We start from the raw sequence: 25812 nt of genomic DNA, 5'->3' as shown, positions 1-25812 counted from the left end.
GGTGGCTCCTCTCGGAAACAGCAGGTTATCGCTGCTCGGTGACAGTGGGGGAGACGCGGGCGAGCGCGGCGGTGATGTTGTCCCGCCCGCCCTGTGCGTTGGCCCAGCGCACGAGCGCCGCGGCCGTGGTGTGCGGGTCGCCCGACGTGGCGAACCGGCGTACGAGGTCGCCCATGTCGTGCGCGTCGGAGCAGTAGTTCCACAGCCCGTCGGAGCAGACCAGCAGCCAGCCGGGTCCGGACGGGACGGTCGCGGCGCAGCGGGCATCGGTGTCGGGAGCGTCCGGGCCGAGCCAGCGCGTGATGGCGTGGGCCTGCGGCGACGTCTCCGCCTGCGCGCGCGGCGCGCCCGCCGCGATCATCTCCTGCGCCCAGGAGTCGTCGACGCTGAGCTGCTCCGGGCTGCCGGCGTCGGGCAGCCAGTACACGCGGGAGTCGCCCAGCCAGCCGGCGACGATCAGGCCGTCGTCCACGACGGCGGCCACGAAGGTGCACGACGGCGGGTCGTCCGCCACGTCGGTCCCCTTGGTCGCGGCGAGCTGTTCCGCGGCGCCCCGCACCGCCTGGCCGGCGGCGCGCGACGCGGCGACCATGGCGTCGGTCCAGCCGGCGATGCGCCGGCTGGTGGCGCCCTCCACCGAGCTCGATCCCTGCGGCCCGTAGGCCACGAGCACGTCCCGTGCGGCGCGGCTCGCGGCGAGCGAGGCGACGTCGGAGTCCGGCGCGCTCGACACGCCGTCGCACACCACGAGCGCCGCGAAGGTGCTGCCCGCGGCGAGCGCCATCGCGTCCTCGTTGCGGGCGTGGCGGACGCCGCGGTCGCAGACGCCGGCGACCCAGCCGGCCGGGCGCTCCTCGAAGTGGTCGCGCTCGGACTGCCCAGGGGTGCCGCAGTCGGCGCAGTACCCGTCCGGGGCGATGGTGCCGCCGCAGGCCGCGCAGGACCGGCGCGCCGAGGAGTCACCGGTGGCGGGGTCGGGGTCCACCACGATCGGTGCCAGCTCGAGGGTCACCTCGGCGGGCGTTCCGGGATCTGCGTCCGGGGCACCCAGCGGCGTGCCGCAGTTCTCGCAGAATCTGGCGCGGGGCGCCGCGTTCTCCCCGCAGCTGGGGCAGCGGACGAGGGTACTGTCGTCGGCACTCATGTCTGGGTCGGTCTCCTTGCGCTCGTCAGGGCTCGCGCCCCACGACTGTCTTCAGCGGATCAGCGGTCACCGCAGGCGGCTCGTGTGCACCAGTTCGTGTGCACCGGTTCCGGTGCGGGGACCGCTCACCGCATCGTCCACCGCCGTACGGAGTTTGCCCGGTCGACGAGTGCTACGCGCTCCGAGCGCTCGTCGGTGAGGTGGGCGAGGGTGCGCAGGGCGTCCTCGAGCCGGTCCCGTAGCTCGGGTTCCGTGGCCGCCGCGCCGGCCACCTTCACGCTCGGGTCGGGGCCGCCGCGTGTGACCAGCCCGAGCGCGCCGGCGAGGGCGTCGACGGTGACCTCGGCCCTGGGCCGGTCGGGGACGTGGGCGTTGTCGAGCCCGGCGACGGCGTCGGACAGGTCGACCAGGTTGCGGCGCGCCGTGACGAGCAGCCGGGCCCGCCGGAGGCGGGCGTCCGGGAACGAGCCCCGGGTGGGGCCCACCAGGTCGAGGGCGGCGAGGGCGCCGTCGAGGTCGCCGCCCGCGGACCGCACCCGGGCGAGGCCGAACGCGGCGGCGCCGGTGTAGTTGGCGTCGGCCCGCGCGACCGTGCCGTACAGCTGCTCGGCGACGCCAGGCTCTCCCGAGAGCTCGCAGGCCGTGGCGAGCGCGAGCTTCGGCGCGGGCTCACCGGGGACCTGCCCGTAGACGGCGTTGAACGAGGCCCGGGCCGCCGCGGCGTCGCCCGTCGAGAGGTGCCCGAGGCCCTCCATCCAGGCGGCGCGCCACTCCCAGGGGTCGTGCTCGAGGATCTGCGCCACCGTGATGCGCAGCCGCTCGAGGTCACCGGCCTCGATGGCCGTGCGGGCCAGGGCGAGCCGCACCTCGACGGTGGCCTCGGGGGCGTCGTCGAGCGCCGACATGCGGGCGGCGGTATCGGGGTTGTTCACGCCCGCCAGCCAGGACGCCATCGGGTCGCTGGAGTCCACCTTCAGGTGCGGCAGCTCGTGCCAGGCCAGGGCGCCGTCGGCGCCGTCGAGCGGTGGTACGCCGAACAGGAGCGACTCGGCCGACGTCGTGGCCGTGTAGCCCGGGCCCTTGTCGGTGGCGACGACCTCGCGCAGCACCCCGAGGAGCTGGACGCGGGCCTCGTCCACGGAGGCGAACCGGTCGGCGGGCGCGGGGGCGCACGCCTTGGCGAGCCAGCGGTAGAACGAGTCGTACTTCTGGAAGACGGGCGTCTCGGCGACCGGCGGGAACGACGCCTGGTAGACCGTGGTGTTGCCGCGGAAGTCCAGCACGAGGGAGGCCAGGGTGCGGCCGAGCGTGAAGATGTCGGACGCCACGGACGGCCCGATCTCGGCCACCTCGGGCGCCTGGTAGCCGATGGTGCCGTAGATCGCCGAGGTCATGTCGTCGGTGCGGCGCACACCGCCCATGTCGATCAGCTTGACGCCGTCCCCCTGGGCGATGATGTTGTCCGGCTTGAAGTCGCAGTACAGCAGGTCGTGGTCGTGCAGGTAGCTGAACGCGGGCAGCACCTCGAGGATGTACGCGATGGCCTGGTCCACGGGGAGCGGCCGGGCCTGTCCGCCACCCTGCTCCCGCCGCTCCTTGAGCACGTCCTTGAGCGACTTGCCGCCCACGAACTCCATGACGGTGTAGCCCAGGCCCTCGTGCAGCACGAAGTTGAAGATCTCGACGATCAGCGGGTGCTCGACCTCGGCGAGGAACTGGCGCTCCGCGACTGCCGCCTCGTACGCCTCCCGGTCGCCCGCGTTGAGCAGGCCCTTGAGCACCACCCAGCGGCCGCTGACGTTGCGGTCGCGCGCCAGGTAGATCCAGCCGAGGCCGCCGTGGGCGAGGCAGCCCACCACCTCGTACTGCCCGGCCAGGAGGTCGCCCGCCTTGAGCGCGGGGGCGAAGTCGTACCGCGCGCCGCAGTGCCCGCAGAACCCGGCGATGCGGCCGGGCACGCCCTCCCGGGAGCGGCCAACGGGCTGACCGCACGTGGGGCAGTAGCGCTTGCTCTCGGCCAGCTCCGGCGTGGCCATGACGGCCTGCAGCGGGTCGGCCACGGGGGTGTGCGGCACGGTGGTCAGGCCCGCGCCGAGGCGGTGCCCGCGCAGGCGGGTCGAACCCGTGCCGACCCGCCGGGTCTGGTACGTCCCCGGCGCCACGCGCGCCGAGCCCAGGGCCATGGACGCGAGGCGGGAGGAGCTGGTCCGCCCGGTCGCGGGCTGCGCCATCTCGGGCATCCCGCCCGAGGCGCGCACCGTCGTCGGGTCGTCGGCGCCCCAGGACGCCGCGACCGCGGACAGCGCGCTCCCGGCGGGGTTGCCACCGGCGGGCGCACCGCACACGTTGCAGTAGCCGTCCTCGATGGTGCCGGTGCAGCCCGGCTCGGCGCAGGCCTGTGTCGTCATCGGTGTCCCTCCGGGAGATCGCGCACGAGCGTCTCGAGCTGCTCGGTGAAGTGCCGTGCCAGGGCCAGGTCGCAGGGGGTGGCGTCCAGCGCCTCGCGGGCCTCGTCCTCGCCCGCCTTCACGGTGGACGACGCCGCCCGCCCGTTGCCCTGGGCCTTCGTCATCAGGTTCTTGACGCGGTAGCGCAGCTCGGCGCGCTCGCGCAGGGGTGCGGTGTAGGCGTCCTCGACGCGCTCCATCGCGCGCTCGACGGCGCCCAGCCGCTGGACGTACGTCGCGAGCCGGTCGCGTTCGTCCGGCACGTCGCCGAGCCGGGACACGTCCGGGATCGCGAGCCGCGGCGGGTCCGCGATCTCGCGGCGGCAGCGCTCGGCGACCTGGGTGAGCACGGGCAGCCGCTCCGCCAGGGTGGTGCGCAGCGCGACGGCGCGCTCCCGGTCCTTGACGAGCGACCGGCTCCGGGCGGTGGCCACGATGAGGTCGCGCTCGGTGCGCGCTATGTCGTTCTCGAGCGCGCCGAGCGGGCCCGAGACGTCGGCGCCGCGGGCGGCGTCGGACTTGAGCCGGGCCAGCCGGTCGCGCAGGCGGGCGACGGCGGCGTCGTCCTCCGTGTCGGCGGTCGCGTGCGCGGCGTCCTCGGCCCGGACGATCCCCGCGGCGACCGCCCGGAAGCGGGCGGTGACGTCGGCGGCGTGCGGGTCGAAGGACAGCCGGGCGGCGAGCTGGTCGGCCTGGGCGTCGCACAGGCGCGCGGCGTCGACCAGCGAGAGGAGCGAGGTGGCGGGGTCGCCGCCGAGGCGGCCCCAGATGAGCTGCGACATGCGCTCGCGCGCCACGGCGTCGGCCCGGCCCGAGTCCCATACCGTCACCAGCTCGTCGGCGCGTGTGCGCACCGCCTGCCACAGGGTCAGCGCGAGGACGACGTCGGCCGTGACGCCGTCCGCGCCGGACTGGCGGGCCGCGGCGTCGAGCCGGTCCAGGTCGGCGCGGCGCGCGTCGAGCCACGACTGGAGGTCCGCGAGGTAGGTCAGGAGCGCGTCCGGCTCTGCCGCCACCCCCAGGGCGCCGGGCGGCGCCGGCGCGCGGTCGGTCCTGCTCACGGCGTCCGTCCGTACACGGGCTGCGGTGCGGCCGGCGCCGGGCCGAGCGCGTCGCCCAGCCAGCGGTCGTAGGACTGCTCCCACCGCCCGCTGGAGACCATGTCCTCCAGCACGCCGTTGACGAACCGCACCATGTCCGCCTGGTCGGCCGGGATGCCGACGCCGTACGGCTCGTCGCTCACGGCGTCGCCCACGACGCTCGCGTACGGGTCCTGCGCGGCGAAGCCGGCCAGGACCGTGTCGTCGCCGGTGATGGCGTCCACCGCACCCTGCTGGAACAGGACCAGGCACGTCGTGTGCGTGGCGGCGGGGACCGCCTCGACGCCCTCCCACTGCTGGAGCCGTTCCAGGGTGGTGGTGCCGTCGGGCGCGCAGACGCGCTGCCCGGCGAGGTCGTCGATGCCCGCGACGTCGGACGTGGACGGCACGAGGAGCTTCTGGCCCGAGTGGTAGTACTCCGCGGAGAACGCGATGTTCTCCCAGCGGTCGCAGTTGATGGTGAAGGCGCGGGTCACGATGTCGACCTCGTGCTCTTGCAGGACCGTCTCGCGGTCGCCCGACGTGATCACGCGGAACTGGATCGCGTCCGGGTCGCCGAGGATCGCGTCGGCCACCTGGCGGGCGACATCGATGTCGAAGCCCTCGATCTCGCCGTTGAACGGGTTGCGCGACCCCATGAGCAGCGTGTCCGCCGAGACACCCACGCGGAGCGCGCCGCGCTCGCGGATGGCCGCCATCGTGGAGCCGGACGTCACCTCCGGGCTGCCGCCCGGGTCGATCGAGGCGACGGCGGGGAGCCCGTCGGCGCAGTCCTGCGGCGCGGCGACGGCGCCCGCCGCCGCGCCGCCGCTCCGCGCCTGCGGTGCCGCCTCCTGCGTGGACTCCTGCGCCGACGAGCCGAGCCCGGCCGTGCCGGTCAGGAGCTGTGTCGTGGGCTGGGGCGCGCACGCCGCCGTCGTGCCGACGATGGCGAGCGCGACGAGGGCGGTGACCAGCGGTCTGCGGGCTGTGCGCATGCTCATCGGTACTCCTTCAGGCGGACGTTCATCCCGGCGGTCGCGGCCACGGCCCCGGCCACGCCGAGCACCAGGGCGACCCAGCCGGCGATCAGGGCGGTGGTCGAGGCGGAACCCAGCCGGTCGACCGCCGCGGTGCTCGTGGCCTCGACCTCGGCGTGGGCGGAGTCGGAGAACGCGGCGAACGCCGCGCCCGCCGAGTCGTCGGCGGTGGACGTCGCCGCCTCGACGGCGGCGTCCCAGTCGCCGCCGTCGTCCAGCTCGCGGATCTCGGCGTGCTTGGCGTCCCAGGCCGCCAGGAGGTCCTGCGAGCTGGTGTCGCCGTCGACGGCGTTCCCGGCCTCGTCCAGGAGGTCCTGCGCACTGGCGAGCGACGTCTGGTAGGACTCCTCGAAGTCGGCACCGGAGCCGCGCTTGATCAGCGTGAACGACTCCATCGACTTGGCGTCGGTGGCCAGCGAGAGGGCCTGCGACGTCGCGACGGTCGCCGCGTACGGGCCGCTCGCCACGGACCGGGCCACGCCGTTGCCGCCCAGGACGGCGGCCGTGGCAACCACCCCGCCCACCAGGAGGGCGACGCTCGCGGCCGCGAGGCCTGTGTTCAGCACACGGTGGGTGCGGCGCGCCAGCCAGAGCTGGACGGCGCCCAGCGCCACCAGGCCCAGCAGCACGAACAGCAGCAGCGCCTGGGCCAGGGAGACGGAACCCATGTCGGCGTCGACGCGCTCGGACGTCGAGACCGACACCTCGTCGAGGGTGGGCAGCACCTCGTCGCGCAGGGCGGCCGAGGCCTGGTCCAGGTAGGCCGCGCCGACCGGGAAGCCCTGCCGGTTGTTCGCCCGGGCCGACTCGACCAGGCCCGCGTACCGCTGCACGGAGTCGGAGATCGTCGCGAGGTCGGCGGCCTCGCCGTCCCCCCGTGCGGTCGCGGCCAGCGACGGGACGGCCTGCGCTGCCTCGGACAGGCTCGCCTCGTACCGGGCGCGTGCCTCCGCCGGCTCCAGCCCGCCCACGAGGAACGCGTTGGTCGCCGTGGCGTCCGCCGACACGAGGTCGTTGCGCAGCTCCTGCGTGCCGACCAGCTGGGCCGCGTCGCGCTGCGCGTCGCGCAGGGCCGCGGACTGGCTGCTGCCCGCCAGGAACCCCGTCACGCCCAGCAGCAGGCACGCCACGACGGCGACCGTCGTGGCCAGCGCCAGCCGGCCCGGCGTGGTCGCCAGACCCGCGGTGAACCGCGCGGCGGGCGTCGTGGGCTCGGGAGCGGCACCGTTGCCGTCCGCGGGGCCGGTCCCGGCGCCGGGCGCGGCCGGGCTCGTCGTCAGGGGCGCGGTCACGGGGTGGCCCCGCTGTCTGTGCCGATGTCCACGACATCCTCCAGGTCTTCCGGGACCAGCGTGCGCAGCTGGTCCAGCGTCGGTCGTTCAACGTCCCGCAGGCGCCAGGCGTGCCGGGCGATCGCGGAATCCAGCACATTGCGTGCCCAGCGCCCGTTGCCGAAGCCCTCGCCGCGCACCTGGTCCGCCGCGAGACGGTCGAACCGCTCCAGCGTGGCCGGCTCCGGCTCGAAGTCGGCGGCCCGGGCCATGCTCTCGAAGATCTGCCGCAGCTCGTCGCCGGAGTAGTCCTCGAACGTGATGGTCCGCGCGAAGCGGCTCTCCAGGCCCGGGTTCGTACTCACGAACCGGGCCATCGGGCCCGGGTAGCCCGCCACGATCACCACGAGGTCATCGCGGTGGTCCTCCATGTCCTTGACGAGCGTGTCGACCGCCTCCCGGCCGTACTGGTCCTCGGCCAGGGCGTACGCCTCGTCGATGAACAGCACGCCGCCCAGGGCGCGCTGCACCACGGCCGTCGTCTTCTCGGCCGTCTGGCCCAGGTAGCCCGCGACCAGCTCGGACCGGTCCACCTCCACGAGGTGGCCTTTCTCGAGCAGGCCGAGCGCGCGGTAGATCCCGGCGACCAGGCGGCCGACCGTGGTCTTGCCGGTGCCCGGGTTGCCCACGAACACGAGGTGGCGGGTCAGCGTCGGGGACGTGAGGCCGGCTTCGGCGCGCAGGCGCTCGATGCGGAGGAGCTCGGTCTGGCGGTGTATCTCGTTCTTGACTCTCGTCAGTCCGGTGAGGTCGTCGAGCTCTCTGAGCAGCTCTTCGAGGGTTCTCTGTTCGGGGGCCTCGGGGGCCTCGGGGGCCTCGGCCGGGGTGGCCGCGGACCCCGCGGCCTCTCCTGTGGGGTCGCCCTGGGCGGTGGGTTCGGCGGCTTTGTCGCGGCCTGCCGCGGCGCTGCGGTGGACGGCCTTGGTGCCTTCGGCGGCGGCTATGGCGCTGATGCTGGGGTCGCCGAGGGCGGCCGCGGCGTCCACGACGGCGGCCAGGGCCTCGGCGTACCGGGCCGCGCCGGGGTTGCCGGTGGTGATGAGCTCGGTGAGGAGGTCTGTCGGGGAGGAGCGCCAGCGGCGTGCGCTTACTGCGGCGTCGAAGAACTGCTGGAAGCCGGTCGACGTCGGTCGGGCCGTCGCCGTGAGCCAGTCGGCCGGGGCACCGGGGGAGGACTCGGCCACGGCCGCGGCCAGCCGTTCGCCCTCGGTTCGGGCGGCCGGGGCGCTCACGCCGACGGCGGTGGCCGTCGCGGCGAGCGCGTCGAGGGCGGCACCGAGCGGCGTCGTGCTCACCGGGCCTCCGCCGTCCGTGGTCACGGGGCCTCCAGGGGAGGCGGGGCCGACGTCGTCCCGGGGGCCGTCGAGCCCGGGGCCGGAAGGGAGCCGGGCGCGGTACCCGGGAGCGTCAGGCCGGACGACGTGCCGAACTTCTCCTCGAGGAAGCGGCCGTGCGCCACGAGGGCGACGGCGTCGGCGCGGGACACGGCGTCGGAGATCTTGTCGATGGTGGCTCCCAGCAGGTCGAGCTGGTCGCACAGGATCATGAGCGACGTCTTGCCGCGGTCCACGACGCGCCGGTCGGCGAAGTCGCGGGGGAGGCGCAGGTAGGCGTCGACGGCCTCGGGCAGGTAGCTGGTCGCGGTGGCGACGACGGTGTGCGCCTGCTGGGATCCGGCGCCGAGCCGGTCCAGGCGCGGCGCCATCTCGTGCACGGTCTCGGCGACCCGCTGCACCCGGGCGGTGACGGCCGCCGGCGCCCGGCCGGACGTGCGTGCCAGGACGGCGTCGACGGACGTCACTATCTGCTCGGTGGTGGGCGGGGCGGGGATCGAGACCTGCCGCTCCTCTTCCTCGGTGTGCGTGCTTCCGCCGAAGAGTCGCCGCCACCAGCTCATACCTGCCTCCGGGCCCGCCGTCACGGGGTGTTGAGGTCGAGTGATCCGCTCGCCACGCCGTTGGTGTTGGTACGCCGTGCGCGCTCCACGTACTCGGTCGCCTTGGTCGTCTCGGTCTGGAGCACGCCGATGGTCTGCGACATCGAGTCGAGCGCCCGGCTCTTGAAGTCGCTGATGGAGTCCATCGTGGCGTAGATGTTCGCGAACGCCGCCTGGAGCTGCTCGATGCCGACCGTCGAGCTCGCGGCCTGCTCCTGGATGGTCGCGGACTGGTCGGCGAGCATCTTGGACGTGGAGGCGATCATGTTCGACGTCGTGGTGTTCAGCGCGCCGATCTGGTCGAGCACGAGCTTCTGGTTCGCCAGGGCCTGGGCCACGATGACGGCGGTGCGCAGCGCGGAGACCGTAGTCGTCGTGGCGCGGTCGACACCCTTGGTGAGCTCGACGTTGTTCTTGATGATGATGTCGATCGCAAGGTAGCCCTGGATCGACACCGCGAGCTGCGTGAGCAGGTCCTGGTGCTTCTGGCGCACGTAGAACAGGACGTCCTCGGACAGCGCCTTGGCCCGTTCGGGCTCGGCGATCTGGAGCTCGGCGACCTTCGCGGACAGCTGGGCGTCGAGCCGCTCGGCCACGTAGATGTACTGGTTGAGCCGCGCCATCGTGTCCCAGAGGTTCTGCTTCTCCAGGTTGAGCGCCGCGTTGTCCTTGCGCAGCTCGTCCTGCCCGTTGTACAGGGCCTGGATGATCGCGTTGAGCTGGCCCTGGGCGGACTCGTAGCGGCGGAAGTAGTCCTGCAGCTTGTCGCCGAACGGGATGACGCCGAGGAACTTGCGCCCGACGCTCTTCTCGGACGGGTCCAGGTCCTCGACGGTGCGGCGCAGCTCCAGCAGGGTCTGGCCCACCTTGGAGCCGTCCGCGAGGCCGCCCTCCTTGAGCGCCCGGACGGGCGTGGCCAGCAGCCGGTTGCTGGAGTCGGCGGCCTGGCGGATGTCCTGGTCGCCCATGGTGCGCACGTCGTCGGCACGCTTGGCGAACTCGGGGCTCTTGGTATCGGCGCTGAGCAGACCGTCGAGGTAGGTGGATACCTTCTGGTCGAGCGCGGGGGCGACGGCGGGGTCCACCTTGGGCGCCATCTTGGGCGCCTGCGTGGCGGCAACGGGCTGGACCGGGTCGGGCGCGCTGAGCACGAGGGGCTCGGCGGGGGCAGGCGGTTGAAGCGGCATCGGCTCGGTCATCGGTGCTCCTCGCGATAGGGCGTCCGAACCCGGCGAGTATATGCGGCGAGCCACTCTCGCCGGGAGGAAAACGCCTGGGTGCGGGGTGAGAACGCGGAGGCACCGACAAGAGTTCCCGGCGTGCCGTGGGCACGGCCGGCGGTCGAGCGAAGATGGGGTGCAATGCCCGATTTCACCCGATAGGACCCTACTCATGGGCCCGGGTCGTCGCTACGGTCGCTGACTGTCGCCGCGACCGTGGCGCGTTTGGAGGCAATATGTTCTGCACCACCCTGGTGCGCCCTGCCGTGACGAGACGTTCTCTCGGCTTCGGTGCCATCAGCGCTGTGGCGCTAGGCGGCATGGTGATCGCCGCGGGGCCCGCACAGGCCGACCCCGCGCCGAGCACCGTCCTCGTGACCGCCGGAGAAGTCAGCACATTCGGTACCCCGACGGAGGTCGCGCTGACCGACCACTACCTCTTCGTCGAGGTCCAGTCCGCGTCTGGGCCGCAGGTCGTCTGGCGTGACCGAGCGGACCCCGCGGCGGCGTGGGGCACCGAGCTCGGTGGGTCGCCGCTGGTCGGCGAGCTCGTCACGGCGGAGACCGACGTCGTGCAGATCGACCAGGGCGACACGAACCTGATCGCCTGGGCGCGTGAGGGGGGTGGGAGCCGGAGCACCTCGACGAGCACGACTCTGGGTGCCGGCGCCCAGTATCTGGCCTTGCGCCAGGGGTCGTCCGTGGTCGTGCAGCCCGTCACAGAACCGACGGACACGCTCACGGTCCCGGCTTCCTTCGAAGGCAGCAGCCGGGGAGTTGCTGTCGCTGGTGACGACGTCGTCGTGATGGACGACCAGTTCACCTTGACGCGGTACGACATCGTGACCGGCGGTGTCCTCGAACAGCGGCCGGAGGTCTGCTCATCAGACTTCAACGGCTTCGCTGTCGTCGATGACGCGGACGAACGCTTCACCATGTTGTCGTGCAGGGAAGGTGGGCTGCTGCTCGACCTCGAAGGGGTCTACCGCGACTACGAGGTTCTCGAGCGGAGCGGCGGCGCGTCGACTCGCGTTCCGGTGCAGCTCGGCCCTGGTGTCGTGGTGGGCGAGTACGCGTACGACTACGGGTACGGCACGGCAGCAGAAGGTGTCTTCGGCGGAGTCACGAGATCCCTCGCGGTCCCTTCAGACACCAACACCAACCTGCCGGAGTTCGATCTGGACGACGCCGGTACGACGGTTGCCTATGTCGACGCCGCCGATGACGTGCGCGCCGTGGACCTGACGTCGATCGCCTCGCCGGTGGCGACCGAGCCGACGGACACCAGCGCCCCCTGGCTGAACGGTCTCAGCATCGGCGCGGAGTGGATCAGCGGCATGCCAGAGCACGCGTCCGATCCGGACTACACCGTCACGGCGTCCGTGTCGGACTCCGGTGACCCGTACTTCCGTCCGAGCGGAGTCGCTCGTGTGGAGCTCCGTTACCGACAGAAGCAAGTACATGAGGACACGTTCGGCGACTATGTAGTCATCCCGGGCGACACCGCCGACGTCACGAGTCCACAGGGATCGACGACGTGCTGGACGGCCCGCGGCGTTGACAACGCCGGCAACGCCGGCGCGTGGGCCGCCGAAAGTGGGTCCGAGCAGTGCATCACGATCGGGCGCAACGACTGACCCAGCCTCTCGGAACGGGCCGGCCGTCCACGTGCGCATGGGGCGGCCGGCCTTCGGGCGGCGTAGCAGCGTCGTCGTGTGTGGCACGCCCCACACGGCACCCGTAGGCGGAATACCACCGTCGGGAGCGGGGGTTTGGGAGCATGAACGGAGTCGTTCGGACAACCTTCCAGACAGGATGTACACGAAGCCATGCCCTCGCGCCGGTTCTCCCGCCCGCGTGCCGCCGTCGTGCTGACGGCCGCCGTCGCTCTCCTGATCGCCGCCTGCTCACCCGGGGGAGGGACGACCGGCGAGCCCACCGGCGAACCCGTGGCAGGCGGAACCCTGACCTACGCCTCCGGCGACGCCGAGCCCTCCTGCCTCGACCCGCACGTGGGCGGCAACTACCCGCAGGCGCTCATCGCCACGCAGTACCTGGAGTCGCTCGTCTCGCTCTCCGATGACGGCGAGGTCATCCCGTGGCTCGCCACCGAGTGGACCGAGAGCGACGACGGCCTCACGTGGGAGTTCCGGCTCCGCGAGGACGTGACGTTCACCGATGGCACGCCCTTCGACGCCGAAGCCGTCGCCGCGAACATCGAGCACGTGCAGGACCCGGCGACGGCGTCGTCGACCGGTTACCTCGCGCTGGCGAAGATCGAGAACGTGGTGGCCGTCGACGACCACCTGGTCCGCCTGGAGCTGAGCGCACCGGACAGCGCGCTGCTCGAGTCGCTCTCGCAGGTGTGGGTGGCGATGGAGTCGCCGAAGGCCCTGGAACGCAGCCAGGAGGAGAACTGCGCCGCACCGGTCGGCACCGGCCCGTTCGTCGTCGACGAGTGGGAGCGCCAGGAGTCGGTGACACTCGTGCGGAACGACGACTACGCCTCGCCGCCTGCTGACGTGGAGGTGCCCGAGGGAGCCACCCTGCCGTACCTCGACTCGATCGTGTGGCGGTTCATCCCCGACTCCGCGAGCCGCTACGCCGCGCTCCAGTCGGGCGAGGCGCAGGTCATCGACAACGCGCAGCCCGACACCATCCGGTCCGCGGAGCCGGACGACGCGATCGAGGAGCTCGACGCGCCTCGTCCCGGCGCCGCCAACCGCATCGAGCTCAACTCGGGCAAGGCGCCGTTCGACGACGAGCGCGTCCGCGAGGCGTTCATCCGTTCCGTGAACGTGGACGACGGCATCCAGAGCCTCTTCTTCGGCACGGCCGAGCGCTCGTACTCGCCGCTGTCGAGCGTCGAGCCGCTCGGCCTGAGCGAGCCCGACCGCTTCGCCGTCGACACCGCCGCCGCCGCGGACCTCCTCGACGAGGCCGGCTGGGACGAGCGGGACGCCGAGGGCTACCGCGTCAAGGACGGCGAGCGCCTCACCCTCGACTTCCCGGTGAGCACCAACCAGTCGATCCCGGCCGAGCAGTCCCTGTTCGAGCAGATCCAGGCGGACGCCAAGACCGCGGGCTTCCAGGTCAACCTCCACCCGCTCGACCTGTCGAGCTGGTACGGCGCGCTCGCCGAGAACGACTACGACCTGGTCAGCGCCCCGTACACGAAGGTCGGGCCGGACGTGCTGCGGATCCTGTACCACTCCGCCAGCATCGAGCCCGCGCCGAGCGGCTACTTCGCGAACCTCGCCCAGGTGGACGACGCCGAGCTCGACGAGCTGCTCACCCGAGCCTCGGCCACGAGCGATGCCGGTGAGCGGGCCGACCTCTACGCGCAGGCGCAGCGGATCATCCTCGACGGGTACTACATCCTGCCGCTGTACGACCAGCAGAACCACTTCCTGTACTCGTCGACCGTGCGGGGTCTGCGTGCGATGCCGACGGTGTCGACGCCGACCTTCGCCGAGGCCTGGCTGGCGTCTTGACCCTTCCGGTCCCCACCACCGGGGTGCGCAGGAGCCCGGCGCCGGGCAACCGGCGCTGGCTCCTCCTGCGCGCCGGCGGGGTCCTCTTCGTGCTCTGGGCGGCGGCGACGATCACGTTCTTCGCCCTCCGGCTGGTCCCGGGTGACCCCGCCGAGGCCATCCTCGGCGGGCCCGGCTCCCAGGCGGGACCCGAGGCGCTGGAGCAGGTCCGCCGCGAGTACGGCCTCGACCAGCCGCTCGTGGTGCAGTACCTGACCTACCTCGGGCGGCTCGTGACCGGTGACCTCGGGCAGTCCTACTCGCTGCACAAGCCCGTGGCGACGGCGATCGGGGAACAGCTCGGCGCCACGCTCGCCCTCGCGCTCTGCTCGCTGGCCCTGGCCTGGGCGCTCGCGTGCGCGCTGGCGGCGTGGAGCGTGCGGGGCGGCCGGGTCGCCTGGGCCATCGGCTCCGGGCTGGAGCTCGTCGCGGCGGCCGTCCCGCACTTCTGGCTCGCCACCGTGCTGATCCTGTTCTTCAGCAACACCCTGGGCATCCTGCCGCCGGTCAGCGTGCCCGGGCCGCTCGGCATCGTGCTGCCCGCGCTCACCATGGCGATCCCGCTGGCCGGGTTCCTGGGGCAGGTCATGCGCGAGTCGCTGCTGACGGCGATGGAGTCGCCCTTCGTCACGACGGCGCGAGCGCGCGGCGAGAGCGAGGCCCGGATCTTCTGGCGGCATACCCTGCGGCACGCGGCGATCCCCGCCGTCGGGCTGTCCGGGTGGGCCTTCGGGTCGCTGATCAGCGGTGCGGTGGTCGTCGAGTCGGTGTTCGCCCGCCAGGGCCTCGGCCGCAGCCTGCTGTCGGCGGTCCAGCTGCGCGACGTCACCCTGGTGACGGGCATCGTGCTCGTGGTGGCGCTCGCCTATACGGTCATGACGCTCGTGACCGACCTCGCCGACCGCGCCATCGACCCGCGCGCCAGGGCGGTGACGGAATGATCCGGCCGCGTACCGCCGTCGCGGGCGCCACGGCGTTCCGTCCCACCGTCGCCGAGGCGATCGCCGGCCTGGTGCTGGTGCTCCTGCTCGTCGCGGCGCTCTGGCCGAACCTGCTCGCGCCGGGGGACCCGCTCGCCGTCTCGCACACCGACGCCTTCCGGCCGCCGTCGCTCACCCACCTCTTCGGGACCGACGAGTCCGGCCGGGACATCTACACGCGCGTGGTCCACGGCGCGTCGGAGTCCCTGCGGATCGGCGTTCTCGCGACGGCGATCGGCATCGGGCTGGCGATAGTCCTCGGCTTCGTCGCGGGGCTGGGCCCGCGCTGGCTCGACTTCGGCACCACCCGGTTCGTCGAGGTGCTGTTCGCCTTCCCCGGTCTGCTGCTCGCGCTGCTGTTCATCGTGGTCACGGGGCCGGGCGTGCTGAGCTCGACGATCGCCGTCGGCCTGGCGACCGCGCCAGGCTACGCGCGCATCATCCGGTCCCAGGTGCGGCGGACGGCGGCCGCCGAGTTCGTCGAGGCCGCCCGCGTGCTGGGCCGCGGCCGGCTCTGGATCATCACCCGGCACATCCTGCCGAACGTGACCGCCGCGCTGTTCGTGCTCGCGACCCTCGGGCTCGGGCAGGCGGTCATCTGGGTCTCCTCGCTGAGCTATCTCGGCCTCGGGGCCGTGCCGCCCGCCGCGGAGTGGGGCGCGATGCTCGCCGCGGGCCGCACCTACATCGCGAACTTCTGGTGGATGACCTTCTTCCCCGGCCTCGCGATCGTCGCCAGCGCCGCGGCTGCGACCGTCGTCGGCCGCGGCATCCAGAAGCGGAACAGGAGTGCCGCATGAGTGGGCCGGTGCTCGAGGTCAGCGACCTGGTCGTGGAGTTCTCCGGGCGTCGCGTGGTCGACGGGGTCAGCTTCCGGGTGGCGGCCGGCGAGTGCGTGGCGATCGTCGGCGAGTCCGGCTCGGGCAAGAGCGTGACGGCGCGCAGCATCGTCGGCCTCGCGGGCGACGGCGCTCGGGTCTCGGCTGCGGAGCTGACGGTCGCGGGGCAGCCCGTCCTGTCGCTGACCGGGCGGCGTCTGCGCCGGTTGCGCGGCGGCACGGTCGGCCTGATCGCCCAGGACGCGCTCGTCTCCCTCGACCCCCTGCGCCCCATCGGCCGCGAGATCGGCGACACGCTCGCCCTGCACACCGGGCTCGACGCCGCCGCGCGCCGGGCGCGCACCATCGAGCTCCTCGAACGCGTAGGCCTGCCCGACGCCGAGCTGCGGTCCCGCCAGCGTCCCGGCGAGCTCTCCGGCGGCCAGCGACAGCGCGCCCTGATCGCCTCTGGGATCGCGGGCGCGCCGCAGCTCCTCGTCGCGGACGAACCCACCACCGCCCTGGACCAGCCCGTCCAGGCCGGCGTGCTCCGGCTGCTGGGGCAGCTGCGCGACGAGGGCACCGCCCTGCTGCTCATCAGCCACGACCTGTCCGTCGTGCGTGGCATCGCGGACCGGGTGCTCGTCATGACCGACGGCGCCGTGGTCGAGGAGGGCACCCCGGCCGAGGTGTTCGAGCAACCGAAGCACGAGTACACCCGCAAGCTGGTCGACGCCGTCCCGGCGGGCCGCCCCCGCGGCACCCGGCTGTCGCCGGCGTCGCTGCCGCGTTCGGCGCCGCCGCCGTCCGTCGCCGACCCGACCGCCGGCGACCCGACCGCCGGCGTCGAACGTAGGAGTAGTCGCGGTATGGCCGCTGATAAGGCGATCAGGCCCACGTTCGGCGAGGTGCTGCTCGAGGCCTCCGGCATGCGCCGGACCTTCTACGTCGGGGGGCGGGAGATCGTCGCCGCCGACGACGTGTCGTTCTCGCTCCGCGCGGGCCGGACCCTGGGGCTGGTCGGGGAGTCCGGCTCCGGCAAGTCCACGACCGCCCGCCTGCTTCTCGGACTCGAACGCCCCGACGCCGGCGAGGTCACGCTGCTCGGCGAGCCCTGGAGCCCCCTGCCGGAGGCCCGACGCCGCCCCCGCCGGCCCTTCGTCGGCGCCGTGTTCCAGGACGCGCTCAGCTCGTTCGACCCGCGCTGGACCGTCGGCGCGATCCTCGCAGACGCTGTCACCCGCGGCCGGTCGACCCGGCCCGGACCGGTCCGCGCGGAGGTCACTGCGCTGCTGGACACCGTCGGCCTCGACCACGCCCTGGCGGCCCGGCGTCCGCTGCACCTGTCCGGTGGCCAGCGCCAGCGCGTCTCGATCGCGCGGGCGCTGGCCGCCGACCCCCGGGTGCTGATCCTCGACGAGCCGGTCTCCGCGCTCGACGTCTCGGTCCAGGCGCAAGTGCTCGATCTGCTCGATGAGCTCCAGCGCGATCGGGACCTCGCCTACCTCCTCATCACCCACGACCTCGGGGTCGCGCTGCACATGAGCGACGACATCGCGGTGCTCCGGGAGGGCCGCGTCGTCGAGCTTGGCCCGGCAACCACCGCGAGCGTCACATCTCAGCCTTCGGCTTCGCGTCCAGGGTGTCGATAGTGTTCAGCAGGCGCAGGTATCCCGCGAACTTCTCCTCGACCTGCTCCGGCTGCAGCCCGTAGCGCCGCATGTCGTACTCGTGCCGACGCGTTCCCGCCGGCCGGGCGAGCACCCGGTCGAGCTGCGCTTCGTCGCTCGCCGTCCACCTCGCCCCGATCGCCGAGTACACCCGCGGCACCTCGGTGTGCGGGTCGGCGCTCAGCGCGTGGTACGGCACGTCCACGATGGACGACGGCGGCAGGGTGAGCCGCGACTCCAGCGCGTTGTTCACCCACGTGACCATGGAGTCCATGATGAGCTCCCCGACCTCGAGCGGGTCGGGATCCGTCTGGTACGGCGCCCACAGCGTCTCCACGAGACTGCACGCCGAGCCGACGACGGTGGCCGGGTCGCGGTGCGTCCACACGAACGTGGCGTCCGGGAACACCTCCTTGATCACCGTCATGTCGTTCAGGTGTGCCGGGTACTTGACGATCCACCGCTTGGGCGCCCGCCCGTGCTGCAGCACCTGCAGGCCCTGCTTCAGGCACTCGTAGTCGCCGGCCAGCTCCGCCGCGCTGCGCTGCGCGTACCACTCCCGGTAGGAGGGCATGCTGCCGTGGAACAGCGGCCAGAAGGTCCCGTGCGGCATGAGCAGCAGCGACTCCTCCGGGTCCTTCGCACTGATCGGATGGATGTCCTTCAGGCTCGGCGCGAAGACCTTCGTGAAGATCTGGGCGTTCTGGTCGAACTTCTTGATCGCCCGCTTCGCCGCGGCGGGGTCCTCGAGTCCCGTGTTGGACATCTCCCAGGCGAGCGGCCCGCGATGGTCGGGCGACGCCGCGAGCACCTTGTGGGTCAGCGTGGTCGCCGTGCGCGGCAGCCCGAGCACGAACACCGGGTTGGTGATCTGCTCGGCGGCGATCTCCGGGCGCTCGGCCAGCAGCTTCTTGATGCGCAGCCGGTTGGTGTAGCGGTCCTTGACCACACTGAGCGAGAACATCCAGCCCAGGGGCGTCAGCCGGGGCTCCTCGGAGATGCTCGCGAACACGCGGCCTAGACCGTCGGCGAGCTCGGGGTCCTGGATGCCGGCGTCCTTCTCGACCTCGGCGACGGCCTTCGCCCAGGCGCCGGCGGGGTCGTCGCGCCCCCTGACGGCGGGGGCGAAGACGGTGTTGAGAACCTTGGAGGCTCGGGTAGTACGGCTCACGGTGTCCCTTCGGGGGTGTGATCGGCGTGGCGGGTCGTGCGGCTTCCGCGGGGATCACGGAACGGGCGGCCCGGACCGCGGCGGGGATTACTGCTCGGGGCGGAAGGAGACCGGCAGGGCCTCCAGCAGGCGAAAGCGGAAGTCAGGCGCCCACCGGAGATCCTCCGGACCCACCGCGAGCGTGGGCGTGAGGCGGCGGTGCAGGGTCTCGGCCGCCGTCCGGACGATCAGCCGGGCCAGGTGCGGCGCGGGGCAGGCGTGGGCGCCCACACCGAACGCGAGGTGGGCACTGCCGCCGGAGCCGTCCCAGGGGCTCTCGCCGCGGATGCTCGGGTCCGAGCCGACCGCACCGACCGCGAGCAGCATCGCGTCCCCGCGCTGCACGAGCTTGCTGTCGAGCACGAAGTCCTCGACGGCGATCCGCGGAGCCAGCGCGCTCACCGGGGGCGCGGTCCACAGCACCTCGTCGAGCGCCTCGTCGGTCCCTAGCCGACCGCCGGCGAGCCGCCTGGCGAACCGGTCGTCGGTCAGGGAGAGGTAGAGCGTCTGTGCCAGCCAGGCCTGCAGGCCGAGGTCCGCGGTAGCCGTGAGCGACAGGACGCCGAGCGTCGCCTCCGCGGTGCTCTCGTAGGCGGCATGCCGCGCGAGCCGGCCGGCGGGGGTGGGCGCGCCGTCCGCCCGGCGGGCCGCCGTCTGCCCGGTGAGCAGGAAGCTCACCTCGTGCACGGCCGACGCCGCATTCCGTTCGGCCGGCCGGCGCGCGGCGGCACCGAACACCTGCTGCGCCGTCCCGGCGTCGAACCCGAGAACCGCGCCGAGTGTCAGGTGCGGCATCTGCGCGACGTAGTCGCGCACCAGGTCGGCCATACCGGTCGCGGCGAACTGGTCGATGAGCTCGTCGCACCGGGCGCGGGTGGTCCGCACGACCTCGGCGTCGTCGATCACGCCGAGCGACTCGTCGAGCGGGATACGGAGCCGGTCGTGCGTGCTTCCGTCCGCCTGTTCCACCGTGAGCCGGGCGGACGACGCCAGCGGCCCGAGCAGGAGTGAGTCCGCCGAGGCCGGGCCGCGCTCGTGGCCGCTCCAGAGCCCGGTCGTCGCGCTGAGGGGGAGCTGGCCGCGGGCCATCGCGACAATTGTCCGGTACTCCGTCACGAGCCAGGCGCGGGCACCGGGCTCCAGCTCCACAGGGGCGATGTCCCCCCACTCCTCGCGCAGCCGTGCGTGGACGGCGCCCGCGTCGCGCGACGCGGTCAGCTCCGTGATGGTCGTGACGGTCGCGGGATCGTCGAGCTTCAAGGGCCGGCCGGCGAAATCATCGCTGACGGCGTCGCCGGTGCCGGCGATACCGTCGGTCATGGTTGACCTCATCATGTCCCCGTCTGGGTCGGGTACAGGTTGCTTGCTCGCCGAACCCTGCCGGATATATAGGCGACTGTCGAGTATGTCCGGGTATCTGATGGCCTGGGGAACGGGTGGTTTTTTCTCCGGCCGCGCATCCTGCTCCGACGATTAAGCGCTACCGGGCGAGACGGTCATGGGGCGACAATCGACCCGACCACGGGGCCGAACGGCCCTCCGACAGCAAGCTGACAACGGGGTGCGGGACATGGCTGAGAATCGCGAGGGCCTGCGGGTGCTCTGGCTGACGGGACCTCCGGGCACCGGCAAGTCCACGCTCGCCTGGTCGGTGTACCAGCGGCTGGCCGACGACGGCGCGCGCGTCGCCCACGTCGACATCGACCAGCTCGGTATGTGCTATCCCGCGCCGGACGGCGACCCCCACCGGTACGCGCTGAAGACCCGCGCGCTGGCCGTGATGACGCGCCTGCTGCGTGAGCGGGGCGTCGAACGCCTCGTCGTCTCGGGCGTGACGGAGTCCGGTCCCGCGCCGGTGCTGCCCGGATGCCGCCTGCTGATGGTCGGCCTGACCGCCGAGAGCGAGCTCCTGCGCGAGCGGCTCGTGGCGCGTGGACTGCCGTCCGCGGAGGTCGCGGCTCAGGTCGGAGAGGCGGGCGCGGAGGTTCCGGAGCCGGCCGACGGTGGCCTCGTCCTGGACACGTCGGCAGCCGCCGTCCCCGACCTTGTCGACCGCCTGGTCGACGCCTGGCCGCCGTCCGCGGGAGTATTGGCCGCCGGCAGTCCGCCGGATCCTGAGCCGGCCGACGGCGAGATCCTCTGGCTGACCGGTCCGCGGTGCGTCGGGAAGTCCACGGTCGGGTGGGACGCCGTGATGAGCCAGTGGCAGTCGGCCCGCCGGACCGGATTCGCCGACGTGGGACAGCTCTCCTTCGCGGACGACGCCGAGGGCGGAACCCTCGGGGTCGAACAAACGGCAGCGCTGTGGCGCACCTTCGCGGCTGATGGTGCCCAGCGGATGGTCCTCGTCGGCGCCCTGCCCGACGGCGCGGACCTACCGGGGCTGGCGTCCCTGTTCTCCCCGGCGCGGCTGACGGTGATGCGGCTGGAGGCATCACCGGCGACTCTCCGGGAACGCGCACAACGCCGTCGTGCCGGCGGTCCCGCCGTGCTGGCGGGCGACGACCTGCTGGGCCAGCCCGCGGAGGTCGCCGAGCGCATCGCCGACCGGGCGATCAGCGAGCAGGCCAGGCCGGTGCCGGACGGCGTCGTGCGGATAGATGCCGACGACGCGTCCCCGGACGCGGTCGCGAAGGAGGTTCTCGCCCGGGTCGGCTGGTGAGGACTTGGCCGATGCCCGCCGTCAAGGAATCTCGGTCGACAGCCTTGCCTCCTGCGAGCGGCTAGAAACCCGCGAGGGTCCGCACCGTCTCGATCGTGTCGGCCTCGGCCGCGCTCTTGTCGTCGCGGTAGCGCAGCACGCGCGCGAAGCGCAGGGCGAGCCCGCCCGGGTAGCGGGTGGAACGCTGCAGCCCGTCGAACGCGATCTCGACGACCTGCTCGGGCCGAACTGTGACGACCCACCCGTTGTCGTCGGTCTTGAGCTCGGTGAAGCGCGCGGTCTGCCATTCCAGCATCTCGTCGGTCATCCCTTTGAACATCTTTCCCAGCATCACGAACCCGCCCTCAGGGTCGCGCGCACCGAGGTGGATGTTGGACAGCCAGCCCTGCCGGCGGCCCGAACCCCGCTCGACCGCCAGCACCACCAGGTCGAGCGTCTGCCGCGGCTTGACCTTGATCCAGCCCGCTCCGCGGCGTCCGGCCGCGTAGGGCGTGTCGAGCGACTTGACCACCACGCCCTCCTGGCCCTCGCGCAGCGCCCCCGCGAAGAATTCGGCGGCAGCCTCGGGATCGGACGTCACCAGGCGGCGCACCACGTGCGGCGCCGCGACTTCGTCAAGTACGGCGAGGCGCTCGTGCAGCGGGGCGTCGACGAGGTCGCGGCCGTCGGCGTGCAGCACGTCGAAGAAGAACGGGGACAGCTGAAGCTGCGAGGCCAGCTCCGCCTCGGGCGTCGCCTCCCGGGTCGCGGACCGCGCGGCGGTCTCCTGGAACGGCCGGGGCACGCCGTCCTCCCCGATCGCGAGCGCCTCGCCGTCCAGCACCAGGCGGTCCGACGGGAGAGCGCGCACCACGTCGACGATCTCGGGCACGCGCTCGGTGATGTCGTCCAGGGAGCGCGTGACGACGCGGATGTCGTCGCCGAGCCGATGCACCTGGATCCGGATGCCGTCGAGCTTGACGTCGACGCACAGCTCGGTCGGTGCGTCGGCTGAGCTGAGCTTCTCGAAGGCGGCGGCGATATCCGGCGCTGACTGGGCGAGCATCGGCCGGACCGGTCGGCCGACCTCGAGCGTGAACGTCGCCAGCGCGCCGAGCGGATCCTCCGCGAGGAGGGCGGCGCTCGCCACCGGCCCGGTGGCGCCGCGCATCATGACGGCGCGGCGGACGGCGTCCGGGGGAGTGCCGGCGGCCTCGGCGACGGCGTCGACCACGACCGAGTCGAGCGCACCTTGCCGCAGCTCGCCCGCGACCAGGCCGCGGAGGAAGGCCTGCTCGCGCTCGGTCGCGGCGCCGAACAGATCTGCGGCGGCGGCCGAGCGGGCCTGGGCGGACCCGGGGCCTTCGAGGGCTGCCATCTCGGCGAACGCGGCGTCGACGGCGCGCACCGTGAGCGTGGCTTCCGACGCGGGCGGCGGGAGGTCGCGCAGCGCCGCGTAGCCGAGGCCGGTGCGGCGCTGGCGCAGGGCGCCCGCGATGTAGGCGACGACGATCTCGATGTTGGTGGAGGCCTGGTCAGCTGCGGCCGAGTCGCCAGCGGCCGTGCGGCGCAGCAGGTCGGCGATGGCCGCGCGCTTGGCAAGGCGCGAGCGGGTGGCGGAGACGGCGTCGGACGTGGCGGCGACCTCGGCGAGGAGCATGTTCCATCTTGACGCGTCCGCGGTCGGAACGCGGCCTATCTGGGCGGATGCGGGAAGCGCCGCCTACTTCGAGCGGTCCGACGTCGGCGCCTGGACCGGACTCCGCTTCCCGTCGCCTGCCGCTGCCGCTGCCGCGTAGGCGGCACCCCGTCCGGCGGCCCGAGCGGCGATCAGGCCGCCCCGGACGCGCACCGCGACCTCGGTCTCGTCGTCGACGTCCGCCTGGCCCAGGGCCGACGCCGCCACCGCGCCGTCGTCGATCACCAGACGAACGTGCTGCCAGGCTCCGGGACCGAACACGCGGCGTAGGACTCCGCTGAGGTCGCTGACCCGGAGCCGCACGAGACGCCCGGTCTCGGCGGGATCGCTCGTGACGACGACCACCGTGGCCTGCTCGCCGGGCCGGGTCGAACGAACGGCCTCTTCGGCGGCGGCCAGCCGCCGAGCGCCCAGCACCGTGACCAGGCCGTCGGCGCCGAGGTCGACCGGTTCGCCGGTGATCTGGTCCACGAGCCCCGCAGGCGGAGCCCACGCATCCTGGCACTGCTCGCCGGGCTCGACATGGGGCAGGTACGACGGTGCCCAGGCGTCGGCGAGATCGAGGTCGGCCAGGTGCTCGCACGCGCGCGCCTGGTCGAACGGGTCGCCAAATCCCGGCGCCATCTCGGCGAGAAAGCCCGAGCCGCTCAACTGCGTCAGCACCAGCTCGGCCAACCGCACCTGGCGCGCGGGTGCCTGGTCCGGGTGGCGCTCGCGATCCGGCAGGTAGGGCTCCAGCCCGATCGCGAGCACCAGGGCCTCCAGCCGGGCGAGCTGCGCCAGCACGGCCCGGCCTCGTTCGTCGTCGACGACCCCCGTGAGCGAGCGCAGCTGCAGGCGGCCGCCCGATGCGGTGTCGCCCGCGAGGGGAAGGCGCTCCAGCCAGGTCCGGGCGAACGCGCCCAACGCGTCGGCCAGCGAGCCGGGCGGTTCTGGGGCATCCGCACCGCGGGCTTGCTCGACCAGCTCGACGAGCACCGCCAGGTACAGCGCGCGCTTGCCCGCGAAGTTCGAGTAGACCGCGCCGCGGGTCAGCTCGGCGCGGTCGGCGATCCGGTCGATCTTCGCCAGCGCGTAGCCCTGCTCGACGAACTCCTCGCGGGCTGCGGCCAGCACTGCCGCGCGAGTGCGCTCCTGCTGCTGCGCCCGGGTCAGCCGAACCATCGCACGTCCCTTCCTCGACCGTCGCCGTTAAGATACTCTGAAAATCCAGATGATTACATCATCTGAATCCAACGACGAGACGAAGGACGCTGCCGGTGACAGAGCAAGGGTTCGAAGCAGAAGGACTGGTCAAGGCATTCGGCAAGGTCACAGCGCTCGACGGCGTCAGCCTGGCCGCCCCGCGCGGGCAGGTGCTCGGCGTGCTGGGGCCCAACGGTGCGGGCAAGACGACGGTGATCCGTATTCTGGCGACCCTGCTGCGCCCGGATGGCGGACGTGCGTCCGTGGCCGGGTACGACGTCACGCGGCAGCCTGGGCAGGTTCGCCGACGGATCGCGCTGTCGGGCCAGCACGCCAGCGTGGACGAAGAGCTGACCGGGCGGGCGAACCTCGTCATGATCGGCCGGCTGCTCGACCTGACGCATCCGCAGGCGGCCCGGCGCGCCGGCGAGCTGCTCGCCCGATTCGGCCTCGAGGACGCGGCGAAGCGGCCGGTGGCCGGCTACTCCGGCGGCATGCGGCGGCGTCTCGATCTGGCGGCGAGCCTCGTCGGGCGTCCCGAGGTGGTCTTCCTCGACGAGCCCTCGGTCGGGCTGGACCCCGGCAAGCGGGACGAGCTGTGGCAGATGATCCGCGGGCTCAGCGCTGACGGTGTCACCGTCCTCCTGACCACCCAGTACCTCGAGGAGGCCGACGCGCTCGCCGATGCCATCGCCGTCATCGACCACGGCCGGGTCATCGCCTCCGGCACCCCCGCCGAGCTCAAGAGCCAGGTCGGTGGGCACACCATCGCCGTCCGGCCGAACGATCCCGCGGATGCCGAGGCGACCACCGCCATCCTGGCCGACGTCGCGGGCCGGGCCCCGGAGCGCTCCACCCGGCACGAGCTGGCGGTGCCGGTCACCGGTGACGAGGCGCTGTTCGAGATCGCGGCCCGGCTGCGTGAACAGCGCATCGGCGTCTCGGAGCTGTCGCTCAGGCTGCCCAGTCTCGACGAGGTGTTCCTCGCCCTGACGGGGGCGCCCGCCACTGCCGCTGACAACACTCCCGAACCGACGAAGGCTGCCTCATGACCACCGTTGCCCCCGCCACCTTGCCCACCACCGAACAGCCGCGTACCAGGCCGCTCGCCTGGTTCCGCCACAGCCTCGTGCTCGCCGGCCGCAGCCTCGCCAAGACGACGCGCAACCCAGGCCCGATCGTCAACGGGGTCATCACGCCGGCCCTGTTCATGGTGCTGTTCGCTTACCTCTTCGGCGGCTCGGTCGCCGGCTCGACCGCCGACTACCTCCAGTACCTCTTCCCCGGCATCCTCGTCATGGGCGCGGGCCTGGCCGGGATGGTCTCGACCGGCAGCAGCATCAACCTCGACCTCAAGAACGGAGTCACCGACCGGTTCCGCAGCCTGCCGATCAGCCGCATCGCGCCGCTGCTCGGCTCCGTGCTGGCCGACCTCGTCCGCTACCTCCTCGCGGTCGCCATCCTCTTCGCCATCGGGGCGCTCCTCGGCTTCCGCATCCAGGGCGGCCTGGCCGACGCCGTCGCCGCGGCCGGGCTGGCCATCTTGTTCGGCTTCTGCCTGAGCTGGGTCATGGTGTTCGTCGGCGTCCTGGTCAGGAGCGCCGAGTTCGTGCTCGCGATCAGCTTCATCACCTTCCTGCCGCTGCAGCTCGGCAGCAGCCTCGCGGCTCCCGTCGAGACGCTGCCGGGCTGGCTGCGGGCGTGGGCCGAGATCAACCCGGTCACCCAGGTGATGGACGCCTGCCGGGCACTGCTCAACGGCGCACCGGCCGGCGACGCCGTCGCGACCACGCTCATCTGGTGCGCGGCCCTCTTCGTCGTGTTCTGCCCGCTCGCGGTCCGCGCGTACGGGCGCCAGCAGTGACTTGGTGCCGCCCCT

At 72.9% G+C, this 25812-nt stretch carries 20 protein-coding genes; 8 read left to right on the top strand and 12 right to left on the bottom strand.

The genetic code is table 11. The annotated features are described in order from the left end of the window. Positions 1-25: 25 nt before the first annotated feature. The 8 genes from EW117_RS11965 to EW117_RS11930 form a co-directional block, all read right to left on the bottom strand. Positions 26-1144: a PP2C family protein-serine/threonine phosphatase gene (locus EW117_RS11965; protein ID WP_129786944.1), complete on the bottom strand. Its 1119-nt coding sequence runs from the start codon at positions 1142-1144 to the stop codon at positions 26-28. A gap of 125 nt (positions 1145-1269) precedes the next feature. Beyond that, positions 1270-3552, bottom strand: a complete 2283-nt coding sequence (locus tag EW117_RS11960) for a serine/threonine-protein kinase (protein ID WP_129786943.1) — start codon at positions 3550-3552, stop codon at positions 1270-1272. Further along, positions 3549-4652, bottom strand: coding sequence for a coiled-coil domain-containing protein (locus tag EW117_RS11955; protein WP_129786942.1), 1104 nt, complete (start codon positions 4650-4652; stop codon positions 3549-3551). Before EW117_RS11955 ends, EW117_RS11960 begins: the two co-directional genes overlap by 4 nt. Beyond that, positions 4649-5674, bottom strand: coding sequence for a glutamate ABC transporter substrate-binding protein (locus tag EW117_RS11950; protein WP_129786941.1), 1026 nt, complete (start codon positions 5672-5674; stop codon positions 4649-4651). Before EW117_RS11950 ends, EW117_RS11955 begins: the two co-directional genes overlap by 4 nt. Further along, positions 5671-7002: a hypothetical protein gene (locus EW117_RS11945; RefSeq protein ID WP_129786940.1), complete on the bottom strand. Its 1332-nt coding sequence runs from the start codon at positions 7000-7002 to the stop codon at positions 5671-5673. Before EW117_RS11945 ends, EW117_RS11950 begins: the two co-directional genes overlap by 4 nt. Further along, complete coding sequence (locus EW117_RS30505; RefSeq protein ID WP_277986461.1) at positions 6999-8360, bottom strand: AAA family ATPase; 1362 nt, start codon at positions 8358-8360, stop codon at positions 6999-7001. The genes EW117_RS11945 and EW117_RS30505 overlap by 4 nt, the downstream gene beginning before the upstream one ends. Further along, a complete protein-coding gene (locus EW117_RS11935) occupies positions 8357-8938 on the bottom strand; it encodes a hypothetical protein (protein ID WP_129786939.1) in 582 nt (193 codons plus the stop codon). Before EW117_RS11935 ends, EW117_RS30505 begins: the two co-directional genes overlap by 4 nt. A 20-nt stretch (positions 8939-8958) precedes the next feature. Beyond that, positions 8959-10176 carry a toxic anion resistance protein gene (locus EW117_RS11930; protein ID WP_129786938.1) on the bottom strand — a complete coding sequence of 406 codons (1218 nt, stop codon included), beginning with the start codon at positions 10174-10176 and terminating at the stop codon, positions 8959-8961. 287 nt (positions 10177-10463) lie between these two features. Here EW117_RS11930 and EW117_RS11925 point away from each other — a divergent pair, with 287 nt between their 5' ends. The 5 genes from EW117_RS11925 (at position 10464) to nikE (ending at position 17180) form a co-directional block, all read left to right on the top strand. Continuing rightward, positions 10464-11834 carry a hypothetical protein gene (locus EW117_RS11925; RefSeq protein WP_129786937.1) on the top strand — a complete coding sequence of 457 codons (1371 nt, stop codon included), beginning with the start codon at positions 10464-10466 and terminating at the stop codon, positions 11832-11834. Between the two features lie 192 nt (positions 11835-12026). Continuing rightward, positions 12027-13691: an ABC transporter substrate-binding protein gene (locus tag EW117_RS11920; RefSeq protein WP_129786936.1), complete on the top strand. Its 1665-nt coding sequence runs from the start codon at positions 12027-12029 to the stop codon at positions 13689-13691. Continuing rightward, positions 13688-14671, top strand: a complete 984-nt coding sequence (locus tag EW117_RS11915) for an ABC transporter permease (protein ID WP_242504247.1) — start codon at positions 13688-13690, stop codon at positions 14669-14671. The genes EW117_RS11920 and EW117_RS11915 overlap by 4 nt, the downstream gene beginning before the upstream one ends. Then, a complete protein-coding gene (locus tag EW117_RS11910; RefSeq protein ID WP_129786935.1) occupies positions 14668-15510 on the top strand; it encodes an ABC transporter permease in 843 nt (280 codons plus the stop codon). Before EW117_RS11915 ends, EW117_RS11910 begins: the two co-directional genes overlap by 4 nt. Further along, positions 15507-17180, top strand: a complete 1674-nt coding sequence (gene nikE, locus EW117_RS11905; RefSeq protein WP_242504246.1) for a nickel ABC transporter ATP-binding protein NikE — start codon at positions 15507-15509, stop codon at positions 17178-17180. Before EW117_RS11910 ends, nikE begins: the two co-directional genes overlap by 4 nt. Here nikE and EW117_RS11900 read toward each other — a convergent pair. Together EW117_RS11900 and EW117_RS11895 are read right to left on the bottom strand one after the other, a co-directional pair. Next, positions 17140-18369, bottom strand: coding sequence for a sulfotransferase family protein (locus tag EW117_RS11900; RefSeq protein ID WP_129786934.1), 1230 nt, complete (start codon positions 18367-18369; stop codon positions 17140-17142). The two genes, nikE and EW117_RS11900, sit on opposite strands and share 41 nt — an antisense overlap. An 87-nt stretch (positions 18370-18456) precedes the next feature. Continuing rightward, positions 18457-19728 (bottom strand): cytochrome P450 family protein, encoded by a 1272-nt coding sequence (locus tag EW117_RS11895; RefSeq protein WP_129786933.1) that lies wholly within the window; start codon positions 19726-19728, stop codon positions 18457-18459. 250 nt (positions 19729-19978) lie between these two features. Between EW117_RS11895 and EW117_RS11890 the strand changes: the two genes are divergently transcribed. After that, complete coding sequence (locus EW117_RS11890; RefSeq protein WP_165362662.1) at positions 19979-21070, top strand: P-loop domain-containing protein; 1092 nt, start codon at positions 19979-19981, stop codon at positions 21068-21070. 61 nt (positions 21071-21131) lie between these two features. On the opposite strand, the gene EW117_RS11885 is transcribed toward EW117_RS11890, so the two are convergent. Together EW117_RS11885 and EW117_RS11880 are read right to left on the bottom strand one after the other, a co-directional pair. Continuing rightward, positions 21132-22709: an ATP-dependent DNA ligase gene (locus tag EW117_RS11885; protein ID WP_129786931.1), complete on the bottom strand. Its 1578-nt coding sequence runs from the start codon at positions 22707-22709 to the stop codon at positions 21132-21134. A 63-nt stretch (positions 22710-22772) separates the two neighbouring features. Next, the gene (locus EW117_RS11880; protein WP_129786930.1) at positions 22773-23912 is read right to left on the bottom strand and encodes a TetR/AcrR family transcriptional regulator; all 1140 of its coding nucleotides are present in this window, start codon (positions 23910-23912) and stop codon (positions 22773-22775) included. Between the two features lie 95 nt (positions 23913-24007). Between EW117_RS11880 and EW117_RS11875 the strand changes: the two genes are divergently transcribed. After that, positions 24008-24985, top strand: coding sequence for an ATP-binding cassette domain-containing protein (locus EW117_RS11875; protein ID WP_129786929.1), 978 nt, complete (start codon positions 24008-24010; stop codon positions 24983-24985). After that, positions 24982-25797, top strand: a complete 816-nt coding sequence (locus EW117_RS11870; RefSeq protein ID WP_129786928.1) for an ABC transporter permease — start codon at positions 24982-24984, stop codon at positions 25795-25797. The genes EW117_RS11875 and EW117_RS11870 overlap by 4 nt, the downstream gene beginning before the upstream one ends. Positions 25798-25812: the final 15 nt, after the last annotated feature.

Origin of the sequence: Promicromonospora panici, assembly GCF_900608595.1 — a bacterium.
In the GTDB taxonomy this organism is placed as follows: domain Bacteria; phylum Actinomycetota; class Actinomycetes; order Actinomycetales; family Cellulomonadaceae; genus Promicromonospora; species Promicromonospora panici.
The sequence above is the reverse complement of the archived record's forward strand: the minus strand, read 5'-3'. Positions and strand labels throughout refer to the sequence as shown.

Bases quoted from the DNA above. Each gene is read 5' to 3' on its own strand.
- EW117_RS11930 (WP_129786938.1), bottom strand. From the start codon at position 10,176: ATGACCGAGCCGATGCCGCTTCAACCGCCTGCCCCCGCCGAGCCCCTC.
- EW117_RS11935 (WP_129786939.1), bottom strand. From the start codon at position 8,938: ATGAGCTGGTGGCGGCGACTCTTCGGCGGAAGCACGCACACCGAGGAA.
- EW117_RS11885 (WP_129786931.1), bottom strand. From the start codon at position 22,709: ATGCTCCTCGCCGAGGTCGCCGCCACGTCCGACGCCGTCTCCGCCACC.
- EW117_RS11880 (WP_129786930.1), bottom strand. From the start codon at position 23,912: ATGGTTCGGCTGACCCGGGCGCAGCAGCAGGAGCGCACTCGCGCGGCA.
- EW117_RS11895 (WP_129786933.1), bottom strand. From the start codon at position 19,728: ATGACCGACGGTATCGCCGGCACCGGCGACGCCGTCAGCGATGATTTC.
- EW117_RS11965 (WP_129786944.1), bottom strand. From the start codon at position 1,144: ATGAGTGCCGACGACAGTACCCTCGTCCGCTGCCCCAGCTGCGGGGAG.
- EW117_RS11950 (WP_129786941.1), bottom strand. From the start codon at position 5,674: ATGAGCATGCGCACAGCCCGCAGACCGCTGGTCACCGCCCTCGTCGCG.
- EW117_RS11910 (WP_129786935.1), top strand. From the start codon at position 14,668: ATGATCCGGCCGCGTACCGCCGTCGCGGGCGCCACGGCGTTCCGTCCC.
- EW117_RS11960 (WP_129786943.1), bottom strand. From the start codon at position 3,552: ATGACGACACAGGCCTGCGCCGAGCCGGGCTGCACCGGCACCATCGAG.
- EW117_RS11890 (WP_165362662.1), top strand. From the start codon at position 19,979: ATGGCTGAGAATCGCGAGGGCCTGCGGGTGCTCTGGCTGACGGGACCT.
- EW117_RS11870 (WP_129786928.1), top strand. From the start codon at position 24,982: ATGACCACCGTTGCCCCCGCCACCTTGCCCACCACCGAACAGCCGCGT.
- EW117_RS11920 (WP_129786936.1), top strand. From the start codon at position 12,027: ATGCCCTCGCGCCGGTTCTCCCGCCCGCGTGCCGCCGTCGTGCTGACG.
- nikE (WP_242504246.1), top strand. From the start codon at position 15,507: ATGAGTGGGCCGGTGCTCGAGGTCAGCGACCTGGTCGTGGAGTTCTCC.